At 63.5% G+C, this 17,117-nt stretch carries 16 protein-coding genes; 11 read left to right on the forward strand and 5 right to left on the reverse strand.

Annotated elements, in window-relative coordinates:
- Positions 1-53 precede the first annotated feature (53 nt).
- On the forward strand, positions 54-1,118 hold the full coding sequence (locus ACYHH6_RS02080) for a tetratricopeptide repeat protein (protein WP_352590070.1): 1,065 nt from the start codon (positions 54-56) through the stop codon (positions 1,116-1,118).
- 9 nt (positions 1,119-1,127) lie between these two features.
- On the opposite strand, the gene ACYHH6_RS02085 is transcribed toward ACYHH6_RS02080, so the two are convergent.
- Positions 1,128-2,144 carry a zinc-dependent alcohol dehydrogenase family protein gene (locus tag ACYHH6_RS02085; RefSeq protein ID WP_352590072.1) on the reverse strand — a complete coding sequence of 339 codons (1,017 nt, stop codon included), beginning with the start codon at positions 2,142-2,144 and terminating at the stop codon, positions 1,128-1,130.
- Positions 2,145-2,231: 87 nt separating this feature from the next.
- Here ACYHH6_RS02085 and ACYHH6_RS02090 point away from each other — a divergent pair, with 87 nt between their 5' ends.
- From ACYHH6_RS02090 to ACYHH6_RS02120, 7 genes are all read left to right on the forward strand, one after another.
- The gene (locus ACYHH6_RS02090) at positions 2,232-3,104 is read left to right on the forward strand and encodes a LysR family transcriptional regulator (protein WP_352590117.1); all 873 of its coding nucleotides are present in this window, start codon (positions 2,232-2,234) and stop codon (positions 3,102-3,104) included.
- Positions 3,105-3,266: 162 nt separating this feature from the next.
- Positions 3,267-3,833: an elongation factor P gene (efp, locus tag ACYHH6_RS02095; protein WP_112559678.1), complete on the forward strand. Its 567-nt coding sequence runs from the start codon at positions 3,267-3,269 to the stop codon at positions 3,831-3,833.
- A gap of 30 nt (positions 3,834-3,863) precedes the next feature.
- On the forward strand, positions 3,864-4,664 hold the full coding sequence (locus ACYHH6_RS02100) for an inositol monophosphatase family protein (RefSeq protein WP_352590075.1): 801 nt from the start codon (positions 3,864-3,866) through the stop codon (positions 4,662-4,664).
- A gap of 86 nt (positions 4,665-4,750) precedes the next feature.
- Positions 4,751-5,446 carry a PAQR family membrane homeostasis protein TrhA gene (trhA, locus tag ACYHH6_RS02105; RefSeq protein WP_352590078.1) on the forward strand — a complete coding sequence of 232 codons (696 nt, stop codon included), beginning with the start codon at positions 4,751-4,753 and terminating at the stop codon, positions 5,444-5,446.
- 182 nt (positions 5,447-5,628) lie between these two features.
- Positions 5,629-6,654, forward strand: coding sequence for a MotA/TolQ/ExbB proton channel family protein (locus ACYHH6_RS02110; RefSeq protein ID WP_352590081.1), 1,026 nt, complete (start codon positions 5,629-5,631; stop codon positions 6,652-6,654).
- A gap of 1 nt (position 6,655) precedes the next feature.
- Positions 6,656-7,687 (forward strand): peptidoglycan -binding protein, encoded by a 1,032-nt coding sequence (locus ACYHH6_RS02115; protein WP_352590084.1) that lies wholly within the window; start codon positions 6,656-6,658, stop codon positions 7,685-7,687.
- 239 nt (positions 7,688-7,926) lie between these two features.
- Positions 7,927-8,355 carry a hypothetical protein gene (locus ACYHH6_RS02120; RefSeq protein WP_352590087.1) on the forward strand — a complete coding sequence of 143 codons (429 nt, stop codon included), beginning with the start codon at positions 7,927-7,929 and terminating at the stop codon, positions 8,353-8,355.
- A gap of 84 nt (positions 8,356-8,439) precedes the next feature.
- Here the strand turns inward: ACYHH6_RS02120 and ACYHH6_RS02125 are convergent, their stop codons facing one another.
- Positions 8,440-8,793 carry a DUF1304 domain-containing protein gene (locus tag ACYHH6_RS02125; protein WP_352590090.1) on the reverse strand — a complete coding sequence of 118 codons (354 nt, stop codon included), beginning with the start codon at positions 8,791-8,793 and terminating at the stop codon, positions 8,440-8,442.
- 163 nt (positions 8,794-8,956) lie between these two features.
- Between ACYHH6_RS02125 and ACYHH6_RS02130 the strand changes: the two genes are divergently transcribed.
- A complete protein-coding gene (locus ACYHH6_RS02130; RefSeq protein WP_352590093.1) occupies positions 8,957-10,441 on the forward strand; it encodes a carboxypeptidase M32 in 1,485 nt (494 codons plus the stop codon).
- Positions 10,442-10,568: 127 nt separating this feature from the next.
- On the forward strand, positions 10,569-12,662 hold the full coding sequence (locus tag ACYHH6_RS02135) for a DUF3857 domain-containing protein (protein WP_352590096.1): 2,094 nt from the start codon (positions 10,569-10,571) through the stop codon (positions 12,660-12,662).
- A gap of 21 nt (positions 12,663-12,683) precedes the next feature.
- Here the strand turns inward: ACYHH6_RS02135 and ACYHH6_RS02140 are convergent, their stop codons facing one another.
- Positions 12,684-14,486, reverse strand: a complete 1,803-nt coding sequence (locus ACYHH6_RS02140) for an ABC transporter transmembrane domain-containing protein (RefSeq protein WP_352590099.1) — start codon at positions 14,484-14,486, stop codon at positions 12,684-12,686.
- 205 nt (positions 14,487-14,691) lie between these two features.
- Here ACYHH6_RS02140 and rpmE point away from each other — a divergent pair, with 205 nt between their 5' ends.
- Entirely contained in the window at positions 14,692-14,913 is a 222-nt protein-coding gene (rpmE, locus tag ACYHH6_RS02145; protein ID WP_112559687.1) for a 50S ribosomal protein L31, read from the forward strand.
- A gap of 128 nt (positions 14,914-15,041) precedes the next feature.
- Here the strand turns inward: rpmE and ACYHH6_RS02150 are convergent, their stop codons facing one another.
- Both ACYHH6_RS02150 and ACYHH6_RS02155 read right to left on the reverse strand, forming a co-directional pair.
- On the reverse strand, positions 15,042-15,983 hold the full coding sequence (locus ACYHH6_RS02150) for an IS110 family RNA-guided transposase (RefSeq protein WP_352593346.1): 942 nt from the start codon (positions 15,981-15,983) through the stop codon (positions 15,042-15,044).
- 410 nt (positions 15,984-16,393) lie between these two features.
- Positions 16,394-17,035 carry a TetR/AcrR family transcriptional regulator gene (locus tag ACYHH6_RS02155; protein WP_352592575.1) on the reverse strand — a complete coding sequence of 214 codons (642 nt, stop codon included), beginning with the start codon at positions 17,033-17,035 and terminating at the stop codon, positions 16,394-16,396.
- Between the last annotated feature and the right edge of the window lie 82 nt (positions 17,036-17,117).

Raw genomic sequence — 17,117 nt, forward strand, 5'->3', positions numbered from 1 at the left:
GACCAGGACTTGCTATCGCGGTTTTCGTTGCGGCCTTGATGAGCGGGGCGGCGATGGCGGCGGAACCCATTCCGCTGCCGCAGCCCAGGCCTGATACCAGCGCACCCGACATCAGCGCACCGGATGCGAAGGCCCCCGATGCGGCTGCCGCAAAGGCCGGCGCCTCAAACACCGGCGCCACGGGTTCTGGCGTTCATGTCGACAAGCCGATCGACACCCCGCTGCCGCAGCCTGCGACGACCGCGCCGCTGCCGTCGGCCGACGCCATCAATCCTGAGCGTTTCGGCGCCAAGCCGGCGGACCCGGCCTATGGCGCTTTCCAGCGCGGCCTCTACAAGACCGCCTACAATCTGGCGTTGGTACGGGCCCAGAATGGCGACCCGGCGGCACAAACGCTGGTGGCCGAGATCCTGTCGCGCGGGCTGGGTGTGCCGCTCAACCCGGCGGAGGCCGCCAAATGGTATGCGCAGGCCGCCGAACAGGGCATCCCGGAATCGCAGTTCCAGTACGCGCTGATGCTGCTCGACGGCCGCTACGTCAAGAAGGACGAGAAGGGAGCCTACGCCCTGATGCAGGCCGCCGCCGAAGCCGGCAATCGCCTGGCGCAGTTCAACTTCGCGCAGCTGCTTGTGCAGCAGGATCCGGGCGATGCCGGCATTGCCAGAGCCATGCCTTATTATGAGCGCGCCGCGGCGACCGGCCTTGCCGACGCCCAGTATGCGATGGCGCAAGTCTATGCCAATGGCGTCGGCGGCAAGCCGCACGACGATGCCCAGGCACGCCGCCTGCTGGCGCAGGCCGCAAGGCAGAACTACGACACCGCGCAGATCGATCTTGCCGCCTGGATGATCGAGGGCCGCGGCGGTGTCCGCGACCTGAAATCCGGCTTTAACTGGATGAAGCAGGCGGCCGAAGGCGGCAACGTCGCCGCCCAGAACCGGCTGGCAAAGCTTTACATGGGCGGCATCGGCACCGATCCCGACCTGATCCTGGCTGGAGCCTGGTACGTGGTCGCCCGCCGCGCCGGCCTTATCGATCCGGAGATGGACGATTTCCTGCAAGGGCTGACCGACGACCAGACCAAGCAGGCCTTGCAGAAGGCAAACCGCCTGCCTTGACGGGCGATGTCACCCGACATGATCGAGCACGACCTTGCCGAAGGGCGAGCCGTGTTCGAGATGCCGAAAGGCTTCTTTCGCCTCTGCCCAGGGAAAGACCCGGTCGATTGCCGGCCGCAGCCGGTTGACGGCAAGCGCCCGATTCATGGCCTCGAAGGATTCGCGCGAGCCGACCGGAATGCCGCGTGCTTTCACCTGGCGGTGGAAGATGTCGAGCGGATTGATCGCTCCTTCACTGCCACCGAGATAGCCGATGACATTGATCTGGGCGCCGCGCGCCGACGCCTTCAGCGACTGCGCGAAACTTTGCGGACCGCCGACTTCGATGATGTGATCGGCGCCCCGGCCATCGGTCAGCGCCAGCACGGCCGACGACCAGTCCGGATTGTCGCGGTAGTTGACGCCGTCATGCGCGCCTAGCTCTTTCGCCCGGGTAAGTTTCTCATCGCTGCTCGACGTAACAATGATGCGCGCTCCGGCGGCCCTTGCGAACTGCACGGCAAACAGCGACACGCCGCCGGTGCCGAGGCTGAGCACGGTTTCGCCTGCCTTGAGCTTGCCTTCCGTGAACAGCGCATGCCAGGCGGTCACGCCAGCGCAAGGCAATGTCGCCGCCTCGGCGTCGCTGAGATGCGCCGGGACGATGACAGCCGCCTGTTCGTCCAGCCGGGCGAATTCGCTCAGCAAACCGTCGATCGGACCGCCGCGCTGGTAGGAAGGTTCGGCGATGGCGAAGCTGCCGCCGACCCAGCGCTGCCAGAACGTGCCGCAGACCCGGTCGCCGACCTTGAAGCGGCTGACCTCGGAGCCAAGCGCAACGACCTCGCCGACGCCGTCGGAAAGCGGTACCAGCGGCAAGGGGAATGTCGTGTGATAGCTGCCGCGCGCGATCTCGACATCGCGGTAGTTGAGGGCCGTCGCCTTGACCCTGATGATCATCTCCTGACGGCCGGGTTCCGGCATTGGCCGTTCGACCATTTTGAGATTGTCGACGCCGCCGGGGCTCTGCAGTTCGATTGCCTTCATTTTCGTCGTCCTTTCCTTGAAAGGAAATCGCTTGTCAGGCGATGGATTTCAAATTCATAATGTTCAACATGATTATGCTTGCAGAACATGGTTGCGGTGATGCTTGAGGAACTGCGCACGCTCGCCCTGTTTGCCGAGGAAGGCTCGATCCAGAAAGTCGCCCGGCGCCTGCCGCTGACGCAGCCGGCCGTGACAAGGCAGATCCAGCGGCTGGAGGACATGCTTGGCACGACGCTGCTCGACCGCCGGCAAAAGCCGCCTCGACTGACCCCGGTGGGTCTGGAAGTGCTGGCGCGCGGCCGCGACATTCTCGCTTCCGTGGAGGCACTGAAATCCTTTGCCGGGAAGACCGAGCCGGAAGGCCTGCTTCGCCTTGGCCTCGCCCATGGCCTTTCTGACCGGGGCGTGGCGGAGGCCATTGCCAATGCTGCGGCGATGTTCCCGAAAGTGTCGTTGCGGCTCAAGACCGGCTGGAGCGCCGAACTTGTCGATCAGTTCGACCGCGGGCAGATCGACCTTGCCATCGTGCTGCGCGCAGGCGGCAACGATGACGGCGATGCCTGCATCGGCATCGAACGTCTCGGCATCGTGACGAACGAGCAGGCGCGGCAGATACCCGACCTCAAAAATGCTGCCTGGATCTTGAGCCCGGCGCCGTGCGATGCGCGCCAGCTTTTGCTTGCCGCTCTTGGCGATGACGGCCGCAGACTATCCATTGCCGCCGAAATCCAGGACCCGACCATGCAGCTGGAATGGGTGCGCCGCGGCCATGGTGTTGGCCTGATGCCAATGCGCCTTTTCGGCAAGCAGCTGCCGCAGGGCGTGACACTTGTGGAGACGAAGAGCCTCGACCTGTCCATGCAAGTTGTCGCCCTGCGCTCGCCGCACATCCATCGGCTGGCGAAGGTCGCCCAGGCCATCGCCGACGCGGTCGGCTCGGTTGTCAATCAGCCGGGCTGATCGTGCCTGCGTCGGCGCCGTATCCGGTGCCCGACGTGCGCGTATCGATGCCTTCCGGTCGGCGCCGACCTGCCCGCTCCCTTGCCTCTTCGGGTGATTTGTGGTCTTGGGAGCCCGAAATCGCTTGTCCAGCGACCATCTCATTCCCGGATCAACATCATCATGGCCAAGATCAATGGCAACGAAATCCGTCCCGGCTATGTCATCGAGCACGATGGCGGCCTCTGGGTGGCGGTCAAGACCAACACCGTCAAGCCCGGCAAGGGCGGCGCCTACAACCAGGTCGAACTGAAGAACCTGATCAACGGCACCAAGCTCAACGAACGCTTCCGTTCGGCTGAGACCGTCGAGCAGATCCGGCTCGACCTGAAGGATTTTTCCTTCCTCTACGCACAGGACGACGCGCTGGTGTTCATGGACACCCAGAGCTACGAGCAGCTCGAACTGGCGAAGGATTTCGTCGGCGATCGCGCCGCTTTCCTGCAGGACGGCATGATGGTGACCGTCCAACTTTATGAGGACCGGCCGATCGGCATTTCGCTGCCCGACCAGGTGACGCTGACCATCACCGAGGCCGATCCGGTGGTGAAGGGCCAGACGGCTGCGTCTTCCTATAAGCCGGCGGTGCTGGAAAACGGCATTCGCGTGCTGGTCCCGCCATTCATCGGCGCCGGCGAACGCATCGTCGTCGACACCAACGAGCTCACCTACATGCGCCGCGCAGACTGATCTTAAGGCGCAGCAGCAGGAAGAAACACGATGGCACGCTCAGCACTTCTCAATGTCATGGTCCAGGCCGCCATGAAGGCCGGCCGCTCGCTGTCGCGCGACTTCGGCGAGGTGCAGAACCTGCAGGTGTCGATGAAGGGGCCAGGCGACTATGTCAGCCAGGCCGACCGCAAGGCTGAGGACATCCTGTTTGCCGAACTATCGAAGGCGCGGCCGGGCTATGCCTTCCTGATGGAAGAGCGCGGCGCGGTCGAAGGCGACGACGACCAGCACCGCTGGATCGTCGACCCGCTCGACGGCACCACCAATTTCCTGCATGGCATTCCGATCTTTTCCATCTCGATCGCGCTGGAGCGCCAGGGTCAGCTCGTCGCCGCCGTCATCTACAATCCGGCGATGGACGAGCTCTACACCGCCGAGCGCGGCGGCGGCGCTTTCATGAACGATCGCCGGCTGCGCGTTGCCGGCCGTATCAAGCTCACCGACTGCGTGATCGGCTGCGGCATCCCGCATCTCGGCCGCGGCCAGCACGGCAATTTCCTGGTCGAGCTGCGCAATGTGATGGCCGAGGTCTCCGGCGTGCGCCGCCTGGGTTCGGCCGCGCTCGATCTCGCCTATGTCGCCGCTGGCCGCATGGACGGCTTCTGGGAAACCGGCCTGTCGGCCTGGGACATTGCCGCCGGTCTGCTCTTGGTCCGCGAAGCCGGCGGCTTCATCTCCGACATGGATGGCGGCCAGGACATGCTCAACGCCGGCTCGGTCGTTGCCGGCAACGAGGTCATCCAGCGCGCGCTGCTCAAGGCGGTGAAGAAGCCGATCTCGGCGCGCTGAAGCGCCGCAGTCGCAAAACCGCAACCAAAGCTTGAAATACTGCCCGGCGACCGCCCAGATAAAGGGGGGACGAAGGACCTTCGCGCATGCCGCCACTATCCCCGCCAGAAACGCCAATCGATATCCCCTTTGTCGGGCGCTGGCAGTATTCGCGTGCGGAGATGATCGCCGACGGCGTTGTGCACGCGGTCGGTATCGTGCTGGCGATAGCGGCGGGCTCGACCTTGCTGGCGCTGGCCGCTTTCCATGCCGGTCCGGGCGAATACATCGCCGTAGCCTTCTATGTGGTATCGCTGCTGACCGTGCTGTCGGTGTCGCTCACCTACAATCTGTGGCCGGTGACATCGCCGGCAAAATGGATCTTGCGGCGCTTCGACCATGCAGCGATCTACCTACTGATCGCCGCTACCTACACGCCCTTTCTGACCCAGCTCGACGGCTCGCCGTTGGCGCTGCCGATGATTGTCCTAGTCTGGACGGCAGCTGTGACCGGTATCGCCATTAAAGTATTTCTGCCCGGCCGCTTCGACCGCCTGGCCATCGTCTTCTATCTCGCCATCGGCTGGAGCGGCATCGTTCTGGTCAAGCCGCTGATCGAGACATTGCCGACAACGTCGATCGCGCTGATCGTCGCCGGCGGCATCGTCTATTCCTGCGGCGTCATCTTCTTCGCCTGGAAGGGGCTGCGCTTCCACAATGCCGTCTGGCATGGCTTCGTCATCACCGGTGCCGGGCTGCATCTTGCCGCCATGGTCGACTGCCTGGTTATCAACCGCCTCTGAAAGGCGGAGCGCGGCCCGATCTGTCGGGCAATATTGCCAAGCGCCATTCAATTTGGTCACAATTCCGTTTAGAGTCGCGAATTACGTGATCGGCGGCAGTGGAGTAATTCCGGGAAAGTGTGAGCGGTTTCCCGTTCGGAATTGCGTCAAGGCAAATAAAGAGCATCGGAAACGGGGCACGGATGGCTTTTCTCAGATCTTTCGGCGTGGGCAGGCGCTCTGATGTCCTGATGTACGATCCGCACAAGCTGTCGAGCCCACAGGTCTTCCTCCTGACCATGGTCATCTTCCTGTTCATCGTCGCCTTCATCGCCGCCATCCTCACCCGCCAGATCTCCAGCGCCTTCACCACCAATCCCGGCCTCAACGGCCTTATCATCGGTGTGCTGGCGGTCGGCATCCTGCTGGCCTTCGCCCAGGTCGGACGGCTGTTTCGCGAAGTGCGCTGGGTCAATTCCTTCCGCGCCGGCTCCGAAACCACCGAACCGGTGCTGCTGGCGCCAATGAAGGCGATGATCGGCCGTTCATCGACCGTTGCCTTCTCGACCTCCTCGATGCGCACCATGCTGGATTCGATCGCCACCCGCCTCGACGAAAGCCGCGACACCTCGCGCTACCTCGTCGGCCTGCTGGTGTTCCTCGGCCTGCTCGGCACCTTCTGGGGTCTTTTGAACACCATCGGCTCGATCCGCGAGACCATCGAATCGCTCGATCCCGGCACCGGCGACGCCGCCGCCGTGCTCGAATCGTTGAAACAGGGCCTGTCGGCGCCGCTGGCCGGCATGGGCACGGCCTTCTCGTCCTCGCTGTTCGGCCTTTCCGGTTCGCTGGTGCTCGGCTTCCTCGACCTGCAGGCCGGCCGCGCTCAGACCCGCTTCTACACCGAGCTTGAAAACTGGCTGTCCTCGGTCACCGATCTCTCCTCCGACATCGTCGTTGCCGATCCGGCCAAGAACGAGCCTTCCGACGAGATCCGCCTTTTGTCGGAGCGGCTGCGCAGCATGCAGGAAAACGGCGGCGGCTCCAATCCGCGCGTCGCCACCGCGATGGCCAATCTCGCCGACGGCATTTCCGGCCTGGTCAAGAACATGCGCTCCGAGCAGCAGATCATGCGCGACTGGGTCGAAGCCCAGTCGGACGAGCAGAAGGCGATGCGCAACACGCTGGAAAAGATCGCCGACGCGCTGAAGAAGCCCGGGGTGCACTAGCATGGCGCTCGCCAGGGGCCGTCGCACCGACCGCCGCATCGATTATTGGCCGGGCTTCGTCGACGCACTGTCGACGCTGTTGCTCGCCATCATGTTCCTGCTCACCGTCTTCGTGCTGGCGCAGTTCCTGCTCGGCCGCGAACTCTCCGGCAAAGACACCGTGCTCTCGCGCCTCAACTCGCAGATCAACGAACTGACGCAGTTGCTGGCGCTGGAGCGATCGAGCGCGCAGGACAAGGACGATTCGCTGGCCAATCTGCAGGCCTCGCTGTCGGCGGCGGAAGCCGAGAAGAGCCGGCTGGAGCAATTGCTGGCGCAAGGTGCGGGTGCCGGCGACGCCGCCAACCAGCGTGCGGCTCAACTGGGCGGCGAACTCGACAACCAGCGCCAGATCAGCCAGCAGGCGCTGAGCCAGGTCGAGATCCTCAACCAGCAGATCGCGGCGTTGCGCAAGCAGATCGGCGCGCTCGAGGACGCCCTCAACGTCTCTGAAACCCGCGACCGCGATTCCAACACCAAGATCGCCGATCTCGGCCGTCGGCTGAACGTCGCGCTGGCGCAGCGCGTGCAGGAACTGAACCGCTACCGCTCGGACTTCTTCGGCCGGTTGCGCGAAATCCTCGCCGACCGCGAGAACATCCGCATCGTCGGTGACCGCTTCGTCTTCCAGTCGGAGGTGCTGTTTCCGACCGGCTCCGAAGTGATCAACGATGCCGGCAAAGTCGAGATGAAGAAGCTCGCCGACGCCATCATCGAACTGCAAAAGGAAATTCCGCCGGAGATCAACTGGGTGCTGCGCGTCGACGGCCACACCGACAACAAGCCGCTGTCGGGCACCGGCCGCTACCGCGACAATTGGGAGTTGTCGACGGCGCGCTCGACGTCGGTGGTCAAGTTCCTGATCGAGAATGGTGTGCCCGCCAATCGGCTGGTCGCCGCCGGCTTCGGCGAATTTCAGCCGCTCGACCCCGCCGACACCGAAGAGGCCCGCAACAAGAACCGCCGCATTGAACTGAAGCTCACCGAACGTTGATTGTTGGTCACGCGAATTTGTTCGACGTCTCAACTCTAGGGCGCAAGGCAGCCTCGGCAAGGCCTGAAAACATTATCTTTTTTTAATTACACTTCACGTTTCTGGGCTCCTAATTTGCCGCGCAGGGCCGAGAACCGCCGGCGATGCCTCCCATCGCGACGCGACGGAACCCGACGGCCCGCGTCGGGAAGGCGGAGCGAAAGCGCTTACCCCTTCCAAAGCAGGAGGAGACGCACATCATGCGTTCTTTGAAGACTCTCAGGACTGCAGCCCTTACGACACTTCTGATCGCCGTTCCGCTCGCCGGCGCCTATGCCGCCGGACATCATCACAAGGGCGCCCTCGACGCCAGCGACCCGACCGACATGACCGGTCCGCGCGTGACTGGCCTGATCGAGCAGATACAGGGCATCGACCAGGGCATCACTGATGCCAGGCAGGCCAACGCGATCACATCGGCCGAAGCGCATCGGCTGCATCTGCGCGCGGCGCATATCAGCCAGGCCGCCGAACGGGTCGCTGGCTCGGATCATGGCCGGATCCCGGCCGCGCAATATCACGACCTGCTGCGCCGGCTCGACAATGTCGATCAAGCTCTGATGTCCGATACCGGTAGTGGCTTCATGATCGGTGACGGTTCCGACGGCGGCAATTATCCGAACGGCTGAGAACCCGCTGCGATATCCTCGGATATCCAAAGAATGGGGACGGGACAGTCTGACGCCCGCGGGATCTGGTCCGGGGGCGTCTTTTTACCAGCCGAGCAAGAGCGCGACGAGCGCAACCACCGCTGGCACGGTCTGGATATACAGGATCTTCCTGCTGGCGGTCGCCGCGCCATAGAGCCCGGCGGTGGCGACGCAAAGCAGGAAGAACACCTTGATCTGGAATCCGTCCGCGCCGAGATAAAGGCCCCAGATCAGCCCGGCGGCAAGGAAGCCGTTGTAGAGCCCCTGATTGGCGGCAAGCACTTTCGAGGCACTGGCAAAGTCCGGCTTGAGGTTGAACGCCTTGTGGCCACGTGGCGTGTCCCACGCCACCATCTCCAGATAGACGATGTAGCAGTGGATCAGCGCCACCAGCCCGACCAGTATGTTGGCGATCATGTCTTTCTCCCCCAGGCGGCATCACGCCGTCGGGCCATATTGAGCACGCCCGCCACGGCGTGCAAGCTTGCGCCGCCTTGCCCCCATTGACCGACACTTGTGCAGGGTTGCCAAGCCTGGCGCATTGGTATCTTTTCCCGCCGTCCAAAACGCGGAACCTGCCATGTCCTTTCAGAAACTCGATGATCTCGGCCACAAGCTCGAAGCGCTGGAACATGCGCTCGCCATCCTCGGCGCCGACGAGGCGACCCACATGGCCGTCGGTGGCGGTGAGAAGCGCGCCGAAGCCATGTCTTCCCTGGCCGGCATGCTGCATGCCCGGGCAACGGCGCCGGAAATCGCCGACTGGCTCGCTGCCGCCGAACAGGAGGTGCTGAACGAGGAGCAGCAGGCGGCGGTCCGGGAATTGCGCCGGCAATACACCAACCTGACCTGCCTGCCGGTCGAGTTCGTCGAGCACCAGACGGTGGCGCGCATGCGCTCCGAGCAGCTCTGGCGTGACCTGCGCGCCAAGAACGACTGGGCCGGCTTCCTGCCGGCACTCGAAGGTGTCATCGCGCTGGTCCGCGAGGAGGCCGCACTGCGCGCCGATGCGCTCGGCCTTGATCCCTACGACGCGCTGATGGAGCAATACGATCCCGGCAACCGCGCCGCCGACATTACGCCGGTCTTCACTGAGTTGAAGACGTTCCTGAAAGGCTTCGTGCCTGAGGCGCTGGCCGTGCAGGAAGCGCGGCTGGCCAGCCATCCGCTTAAGCCGCTCTCGGGCAGCTATGCGATAGACCGGCAGCGCGAGCTTGGCCTCGCCATGATGGCGGCGGTCGGCTTCGACCTCACCCATGGCTCGCTGTCGGTGTCGCATCATCCTTTCTGCGGCGGCGTGCCGAGCGACGTGCGCATCACCACCCGCTACAAGACCTCGGATTTCCTGTCGGCATTGATGGGCGTGCTGCACGAGACCGGCCACGCGCTCTACGAACAGAACCTGCCGAAGGCCTGGGCGCACTGGCCGCTGGGCAAGGCGCGCGGCATGGCGGTGCATGAAAGCCAGAGCCTGTTCGTCGAGAAGCAGATCGGCCGCAACCCCGAATTCTGGCGCTGGGCGCTGCCCGTGGTCGAAAAGCATCTCGGCGAAGCCTGGTCGCTCGACGACATCCTGCCCCATGTACACCGGGTCGAGCGCGGCCTGATCCGCGTCGACGCCGACGAGGTCACCTACCCGCTGCATGTCATCCTGCGCTACGAGTTGGAGCAGGAGCTTGTCTCGGGGCGACTGCAGGTTGCCGACCTGCCCGAGGCGTGGGACGCCAAGATGCGGGAGTATCTTGGCCTGTCGACCATCGACAACCCGGCCGACGGACCGATGCAGGACGTGCATTGGCCAGGTGCGGCCTTCGGCTATTTCCCGTCCTATACGCTGGGCGCCATGATGGCAGCGCAGCAGTGGGCGGCCCTGACCAGCAAGCATCCTTCCGCCGACGACGACCTTGCGAAGGGAAACTTCGAGGCCATCAACGGCTGGCGCCGCGACAAGATCTGGTCGCAGGGCTCACACTGGTCGACGCCCGAACTGCTCGAACGCGCCACGGGCGAGAAACTCAACGCCGCGCATTTCACCCGTCACCTGCAGCAGCGATACGGGGCTTGAGCCATTTCGGCTGGCACGGCATCCAAAAACATAGGGCATGGTCTTTACTTCTGCCGGAAAGCCTTTGACAAAAGGGGCTCTTTGGGGCGCTGGCGAAACTGGGATGTCGGTCTGTATTGATTTTTGTGTGATCAAATCTTACTGGCGGCTCATTGCTTTCGCCCTGTTTCTGGTCAGCTTGAGTTCTCCCGCCCTGTCCGACGACGTCGTCCTTATCGGACCAGCGCCGGCCTGGACCAGGCTGATCGACGTTCCCTCGGCTGACGCCACCCGATCCGACCAGATCAGGAACGGCATCTCGTGGCTGCTCTCGGACGACCAGATCGTGCACCGCACCGGCGGCTACGACCAATACTCCCGCACGGTCTATAAGATCGTCGACCGGCCCGGCCTTGAGCAGGGCGCCGGAATCAACCTGCAGTTCGATCCGTCGCGGCACAAAGTCACCTTGAACCATCTGCACATCATCCGCGATGGCGCCGTGATCGACCGGCTGGCAAGCACGAAATTCGATATTTTCAGGCAGGAGAAGGATGCCGAGAAAGGCCTGTACGACGGCTGGCTGACGGCCCATGTCAACGTCGAAGATGTGCGTGTCGGCGACATTGTCGACTATGCGACGACCTACGAAATCACGCCGCTCGTCGGCAAGGATCTTTTCTTTTTCAGCTTTGCGACCGAGTGGGAAGAGCCGGTGGCACTCATCCGCGCAAACATCACCTGGCCCGCCAGTCAGCCGCTTCAGATCAAGGCAAGAGGAACGGAACTCAAGCCAGGAATCTCGTCGTCGGGATCGGACACAGTCTATTTGTGGGAGATCCGCAATCCGAAACCGGTCAAGGTCGAGGACAACCTGCCGGTGCAATATCCGGCCTGGGGCTCCGTCGACGTGGCCTCGACCGCAGACTGGCAAAGCGTCGTCGACGCCATTGCGCCCCACTACAGGCCGGTGACCGATTTTCCCGCCGACTTCGCAGCCAGGCTCGACGACATCGCCGTCAAGCATCCCGTGGCCGAAGACCGGATGATCCACGCGACGCGGCTGGTGCAGGACCAGATCCGTTATGTCAGCCTGTCGATCGGTGCAGGATCCTACATTCCACGCGATCCGGCGACTGTCCTGCAAAGCGGGTTTGGCGATTGCAAGGACAAGGCACTGCTGCTTGCCTCGTCGCTTGTGCGACTTGGCATTTCTGCCGAAGTCGCCCTGGCCGATCTCGACCATGGGCGGGCTCTCGACCAGCACCTGCCGGCGCTGCGCGATTTCGACCACGCCATCGTCAAGGCGAAGATCGGAAGCCAGACATACTGGCTGGATGCCACCAACGACCTTCAGGGCGGCAAGGCATACAACCTTGCGCAGGCCGATTATGGGTTCGCACTGCCGCTTTCCAGCACCGGCGGATTGGAGAAGATGCCGACCCCGGAACTGACCAGCCCGTCGATCCAGGTCGCCGAAGAATTCGACTTTCCCGAGAAGCCGGGCGATCCTTTGTCGCTGACGGTCTTTTCCATGTACGAAGGCGCCGACGCCGACTCGATGCGCAACAGGCTGGCTGGCCAGTCGCTGACCGAGCTGTCGGACAACTATCTGAAATATTACAGCAAGCAGTATCCGGGCATTCAAAGCGTCGCAAAGCTGGAAATCCTGGATCAACGCGACGGCAACGTCGTCAGCGTTAAAGAAAGCTATTCATTGCCGGCGCAGGCGCTGGCGGCCAACGATCTTGCCAAGAATTTCCCTATCCAGGCGGCGGATCTCGGCAACTATCTCCCGGCCCCGACCATCGTCGGCCGTCGCGGCCCGATATCGCTCGGCACTCCGTATTACCGTCGCCACAGCGTGACGGTGCGCAACCTCAAGGCGAGGTTTTCCGGCGAGGAAATAAAGAACATCGCGACACCATATGTGTCGCTGAAGACGTCGTGGAGCAACACGGCAACCGAATTCCGGGTGGAATGGAATTTGCTGACACTGGCGACGGAAGTTCCTGCCACGGCGATTGCGGATTATCTCAAATCCGTCGAGGACATCTCAAAGGACGTTCAGTGGCAGTATGACTTTACCTACATCGATCCGCCGCCCGCCGAAGTGAAGGTCAGCGATCCGGACACGCAACAGCGACAGGTCATCGCCAGCATGTTCCTGTTGACCTTGTTCGTCGGCGTCCCGGTATTCATCGCTGTCCGGCGTGGCCGGCGCCAGCCTGCCCGCGGCTGAACTCAATTTGCGCCGCAGCACCTACTCCGCGGCACCCCTGAACGCGCTGGCTCCGGTTTCGAACTGCAGCTTGGCCAGCCGCGCGTAGATACCGCCCTTGGCAACCAGGCTCTGATGCGTGCCTTCCTCGACGATGCGGCCGCCATCCATGACCAGGATGCGGTCGGCCTTCAGCACCGTTGCAAGACGGTGGGCGATGACGATGGTGGTGCGGCCCTGCATCAACCGTTCCAGAGCCGTCTGCACCAGTGTTTCGCTTTCGGCATCGAGCGCCGAGGTCGCCTCGTCGAGCAACAGGATCGGCGCGTCACGCAGGATGGCCCGGGCGATCGCCACGCGCTGGCGCTGGCCGCCGGACAAGGTCACGCCGCGCTCGCCGACTTGGGCATCATAGCCCTTGTCGAGCCTGAGGATGAACTCGTCGGCCAGCGCATTCCTGGCGGCTGCCTCGATCTCGGCATTTGACGCACCCGGCCGGCCAAAGCCGATATTGTCGCGTGCGCTTGCGGCAAAGATGGTGACATCCTGCGGCACGATGGCGATGCGCTCCCGGACATCGGCCGGATCGGCCTCGCGCACGTCGACACCGTCGATGGCGATGCGGCCGGCCTCGGGGTCGTAAAAACGCAGGATCAGCGAAAAGACAGTGCTTTTTCCGGCGCCCGAGGGGCCGACGATCGCCACCGTCTCGCCCGGCTTCACCTGGAAGCTCAAGCCATGGACGGCGGCGCGGTCGGGCCGCGCCGGATAGGAGAAGGAGACGTCGTCGAAACTGATCGCGCCTTTCGCCTTGGCCGGCAGCGGCAATGGCTTGGCAGGCGCCAGGATCGCCGGCGTCTCGTCCAGGATCTCGGTCAGCCGTTCGGCAGCACCCGCCGCCTGGGAGAGCTCGCCCCACACTTCTGACAGCGCGCCGAGCGCGCCAGCGGCAAACACCGAATAAAGCAGGAACTGGCCGAGCGTGCCGGGCGACATCGTGCCGGCAAGTACGTCGCGCGAACCGAACCACAGCACCGCCACGACCGAGGAAAAGATCATGAAGATGGCAAAGAAGGTGAGGAATGAGCGGGCGAAAATCGACGAGCGCGCCGCCTGGAACGCGGCTTCCACTGCGGCCGAGAACCGCCCGGTGACCAGCGTCTCGTTGGTGAAGGCCTGCAGCGTGCGCACCGCGCCGATCTGCTCGCTGGCATAGGCGGTGGCTTGCGCCAGCGTGTCCTGCGCCTGCCGCGACCGGCGCCGGACCGAACGGCCGAAGGCGACCAGCGGCAGCACGATCACTGGAATGGCCGCGATGACCAGGCCGGACAGTTTCGGGCTGGTGACGACCATCATCGCCACCGCGCCGAGGCCGAGGATGACATTGCGCAGCGCCACCGAGGCGGTGGCGCCGACGGCGGATTTCACCTGCGTCGTATCGGCCGCGAGCCGCGAGACGATCTCACCCGACTGCGCGGTGTCGAAAAAGGATGGCGACAGCGTCGTGACATGCGAAAACACATCGCTGCGGATGTCGGCGACGACCCGTTCACCGAGCGTGATGACGAAATAATAGCGGCCGGCCGATGCCGCCGCCAGAATGGCTGCCATCGCCACCAGGGCCGCGAAATATTCGGCGATGAAGGTGGTGCTGGACGCGCTGAAACCGTGGTCGATCATGCGCCGCACGGCGAGCGGCAGGGTGAGCGTCGTCGCCGCCGCGATGGCCAGCGAGATGACGGCGCCGATGACCAATTTGCGGTAGCGGGCGATGTAGGGAGAGAGGCGCCTGAGCGGTCCGAGCGAGCGTCTGCGCTCGTCCTGTCCGCCGCTGATATCCGCCATGACCGTTTCCTCTGGCCGCTTCCAGGTGGGCGCTTTCAATATGCGCCTGCCGCGGCCTTGTGATTCAATTCCGGCTGATGTATAGGCTCGCCGACCGTTTTAGAAGCCGTGGCCTTTCAATAGCTGCGGCTTCGAGTTTTAAAAAGGGGCGCATCGACGCAGGCCACGGGCCCGTCGGCAGCGCCACAAGCCAGGAAGCACGACAATGAAGGCCGACATCCATCCCGATTACCACACCATCAAGGTCGTCATGACCGATGGCACTGAATACATGACCCGTTCGACCTGGGGCAAGGAAGGCGATACGATGAACCTCGATATCGATCCGACCACGCACCCGGCCTGGACCGGCGGCCAGCAGACCCTGCTCGACCGCGGTGGTCGCCTGTCGAAGTTCAAGAAGCGCTTCGAAGGTTTCGGCCTCTAAGCCGGACAAGCCCTGCAGAATAATTTAAAGAACCCGCCCCCAAAGGCGGGTTTTTTATTGGCCACAGCCCCCTTCTCCCCGTCACTATACGGGGAGAAGGTGCCGGCAGGCGGATGAGCAACCGTGTTTCAGATTGAAGCTGGGCTCCAGGGTTTGTTGTCTCGGACCATGGCGTTGAGGGTTGTGATGAGCTTTCGCATGACGGCGACGATGGCGACCTTTGCCAGCTTGCCGTTTTCACGCAGGCGCCGGCGGAAGGTGGCGAAGACGGGATTATGCACTCCGGCGCTGAGCGCAGCCATGTAGAGGACGTTGCGGACGGACTCTCGGCCGCCCCAGATGGATCGCTTGCCTTTGAGCTTGCCACTGTCGTGGTCATAGGGAGCAAGCCCGACCAAAGCGGCGATCTGCCGATTGGACAAGCGACCCAGTTCGGGTAGCAGCGCAATCAGAGTGGCACTTAAAACCGGGCCGACGCTGGGTGCGGAACGCAGCAGGCGGTCGCGATGTGCCAAGCTGCGGTCGCCCGCGATCGCCTGTGCGATCCGTTTGTCGAGCAGCAGGATATCGGCATGGAGCCGGGTCGCACGCCGCTTGGCCAGGCGCTGGAGAGCCGTATCGCGCACATGCTCAAGCTGGTTGTTGACGCGGCCGAGTTCGGCGTGGAGCTGGCGCCGTGCCGTGACCAGTTCGGTCACCAGCTCAAGGCGAGGGTCGAGATCGGTCGGGTGGACCGGCAGTGTCGCCAGGAAGCGAGCGATCAGACGTGCATCGATGCGATCATTCTTGGCGTTGATGCCGGCTGCCCGTGCGAACTGGCGCAGCCTGTGCGGGTTGATGCGACGCACCGGAAGGCCCTCCCGCCATAGCGCCTTGAGCGCGGCCCGTTCATAGCCGCCGCTCGCCTCGAGACCGATCGTGTCGATCGCGCTACCCGACAGCCGCTCGATCAAGGCCGCATGACCGGCTTCGTCATTGTCGAGCGTGAACAACTCCCCTGTTTCCAGAATGGCTATGTCCAGCCGATCCTTGGCTACATCGATGCCGACATGAAGCGCAATTTGTGTCATCTTCTGATCCCTTCCTTGCTGGTGCGGGGTCGAATCCCTTGCAACCGTTCGGGCTATGGAAGATGCGGCGGAGCTCCTTGCTCATCCACGGGCTTATACCAAGGGGTATACGGGCTTCCGTCGCAGCGGGTGATCCGGTCGTGATCCGGATCACCCGCCAGCCCAATCCTGCATGATTCTAGAGACACAAGGGGCAGTGCCAGCATTGGCAAGTTTGATCATCAGCAAAATAGCCGGCCTGAGAAATTCAGTGACGGTTTGCGACGAAGCGACGTCAAATCATAGGTCAGCGCTGCCCCTCACCTGCCTGCCGGCATCCTCTCCCCGTATAGTGACGGGGAGAGGGGCGCTCTCGCCTATGGTTTCGCCAATCGCCAGCGCTGCCGTACAAGCCCAAGCTCGGGTCGTCACTACCCTTCCAATAACTCCCGTAGCGCCATGCGCTTGTAGGCGGCCACCAGCCTGTCGCCCTCCTGCCGGTCGACCGAGATCGCCAGCCGCACTGCGGCCTCGCCCATCTGCCAGACCAGAAACGCCGTCGTCTCCAGTGCGACCGGATCGGCGCCGGGTTGCAGCCGCTTGAGGACCGCGGTCAGGAATTCGGCATTGGCGCGGCTGTCGGCGAGTTCGAGCTGGCGCAGCGCCTTGTCGGCCTGGGTACCCGACCATATGTCGCGCATCACCGGCTCGGCCAGGAACAGCCGGTAGTAGATATCGACCAGCTCCGAAAACGCCTGCCGCAGGCCTTCGGCGTCGGTGACATCCTTGAGTGCCGAGGAGATGCAGGCCTGGCTTTCGGCGGTGTAACGCTCGGCCAGCGCCCAGACGATCGCCCGCTTGTCGGGAAAGAACTGGTAGAGCGAACCGATCGACACCCCGGCCCGTTCTGCCACCTCGCCCATGCGCATGGCGTCGCTGCCTTGTTGGGCAATCAAAGCAGAGGCTGCGGCCAGCATCCGTTCGACCCGCTCGCGGCTGCGTTGCTGCGTCGGCGCCCGCCGCGGCGATGCGACCTGCTCCTGGGCAGATGCGGGCGCTGCTGTGTCTTCCATGACTGTCTCCGGTCTCGAGAAAATTGCCAACAACGGCTTGACTCGCAAAATACGAGGGTTTATCACGTTTTGCAAATGTGAG

It is taken from the genome of Mesorhizobium sp. P171375 (assembly GCF_057786075.1).

Excerpts from the sequence above, each read along its gene's own strand:
- ACYHH6_RS02080 (WP_352590070.1), top strand. The coding sequence starts at position 54 with ATGGCGGCGGAACCCATTCCGCTGCCGCAGCCCAGGCCTGATACCAGC.
- ACYHH6_RS02085 (WP_352590072.1), bottom strand. The coding sequence starts at position 2,144 with ATGAAGGCAATCGAACTGCAGAGCCCCGGCGGCGTCGACAATCTCAAA.
- ACYHH6_RS02090 (WP_352590117.1), top strand. The coding sequence starts at position 2,232 with ATGGTTGCGGTGATGCTTGAGGAACTGCGCACGCTCGCCCTGTTTGCC.
- efp (WP_112559678.1), top strand. The coding sequence starts at position 3,267 with ATGGCCAAGATCAATGGCAACGAAATCCGTCCCGGCTATGTCATCGAG.
- ACYHH6_RS02100 (WP_352590075.1), top strand. The coding sequence starts at position 3,864 with ATGGCACGCTCAGCACTTCTCAATGTCATGGTCCAGGCCGCCATGAAG.
- trhA (WP_352590078.1), top strand. The coding sequence starts at position 4,751 with ATGCCGCCACTATCCCCGCCAGAAACGCCAATCGATATCCCCTTTGTC.
- ACYHH6_RS02110 (WP_352590081.1), top strand. The coding sequence starts at position 5,629 with ATGGCTTTTCTCAGATCTTTCGGCGTGGGCAGGCGCTCTGATGTCCTG.
- ACYHH6_RS02115 (WP_352590084.1), top strand. The coding sequence starts at position 6,656 with ATGGCGCTCGCCAGGGGCCGTCGCACCGACCGCCGCATCGATTATTGG.
- ACYHH6_RS02120 (WP_352590087.1), top strand. The coding sequence starts at position 7,927 with ATGCGTTCTTTGAAGACTCTCAGGACTGCAGCCCTTACGACACTTCTG.
- ACYHH6_RS02125 (WP_352590090.1), bottom strand. The coding sequence starts at position 8,793 with ATGATCGCCAACATACTGGTCGGGCTGGTGGCGCTGATCCACTGCTAC.
- ACYHH6_RS02130 (WP_352590093.1), top strand. The coding sequence starts at position 8,957 with ATGTCCTTTCAGAAACTCGATGATCTCGGCCACAAGCTCGAAGCGCTG.
- ACYHH6_RS02140 (WP_352590099.1), bottom strand. The coding sequence starts at position 14,486 with ATGGCGGATATCAGCGGCGGACAGGACGAGCGCAGACGCTCGCTCGGA.
- rpmE (WP_112559687.1), top strand. The coding sequence starts at position 14,692 with ATGAAGGCCGACATCCATCCCGATTACCACACCATCAAGGTCGTCATG.
- ACYHH6_RS02150 (WP_352593346.1), bottom strand. The coding sequence starts at position 15,983 with ATGACACAAATTGCGCTTCATGTCGGCATCGATGTAGCCAAGGATCGG.
- ACYHH6_RS02155 (WP_352592575.1), bottom strand. The coding sequence starts at position 17,035 with ATGGAAGACACAGCAGCGCCCGCATCTGCCCAGGAGCAGGTCGCATCG.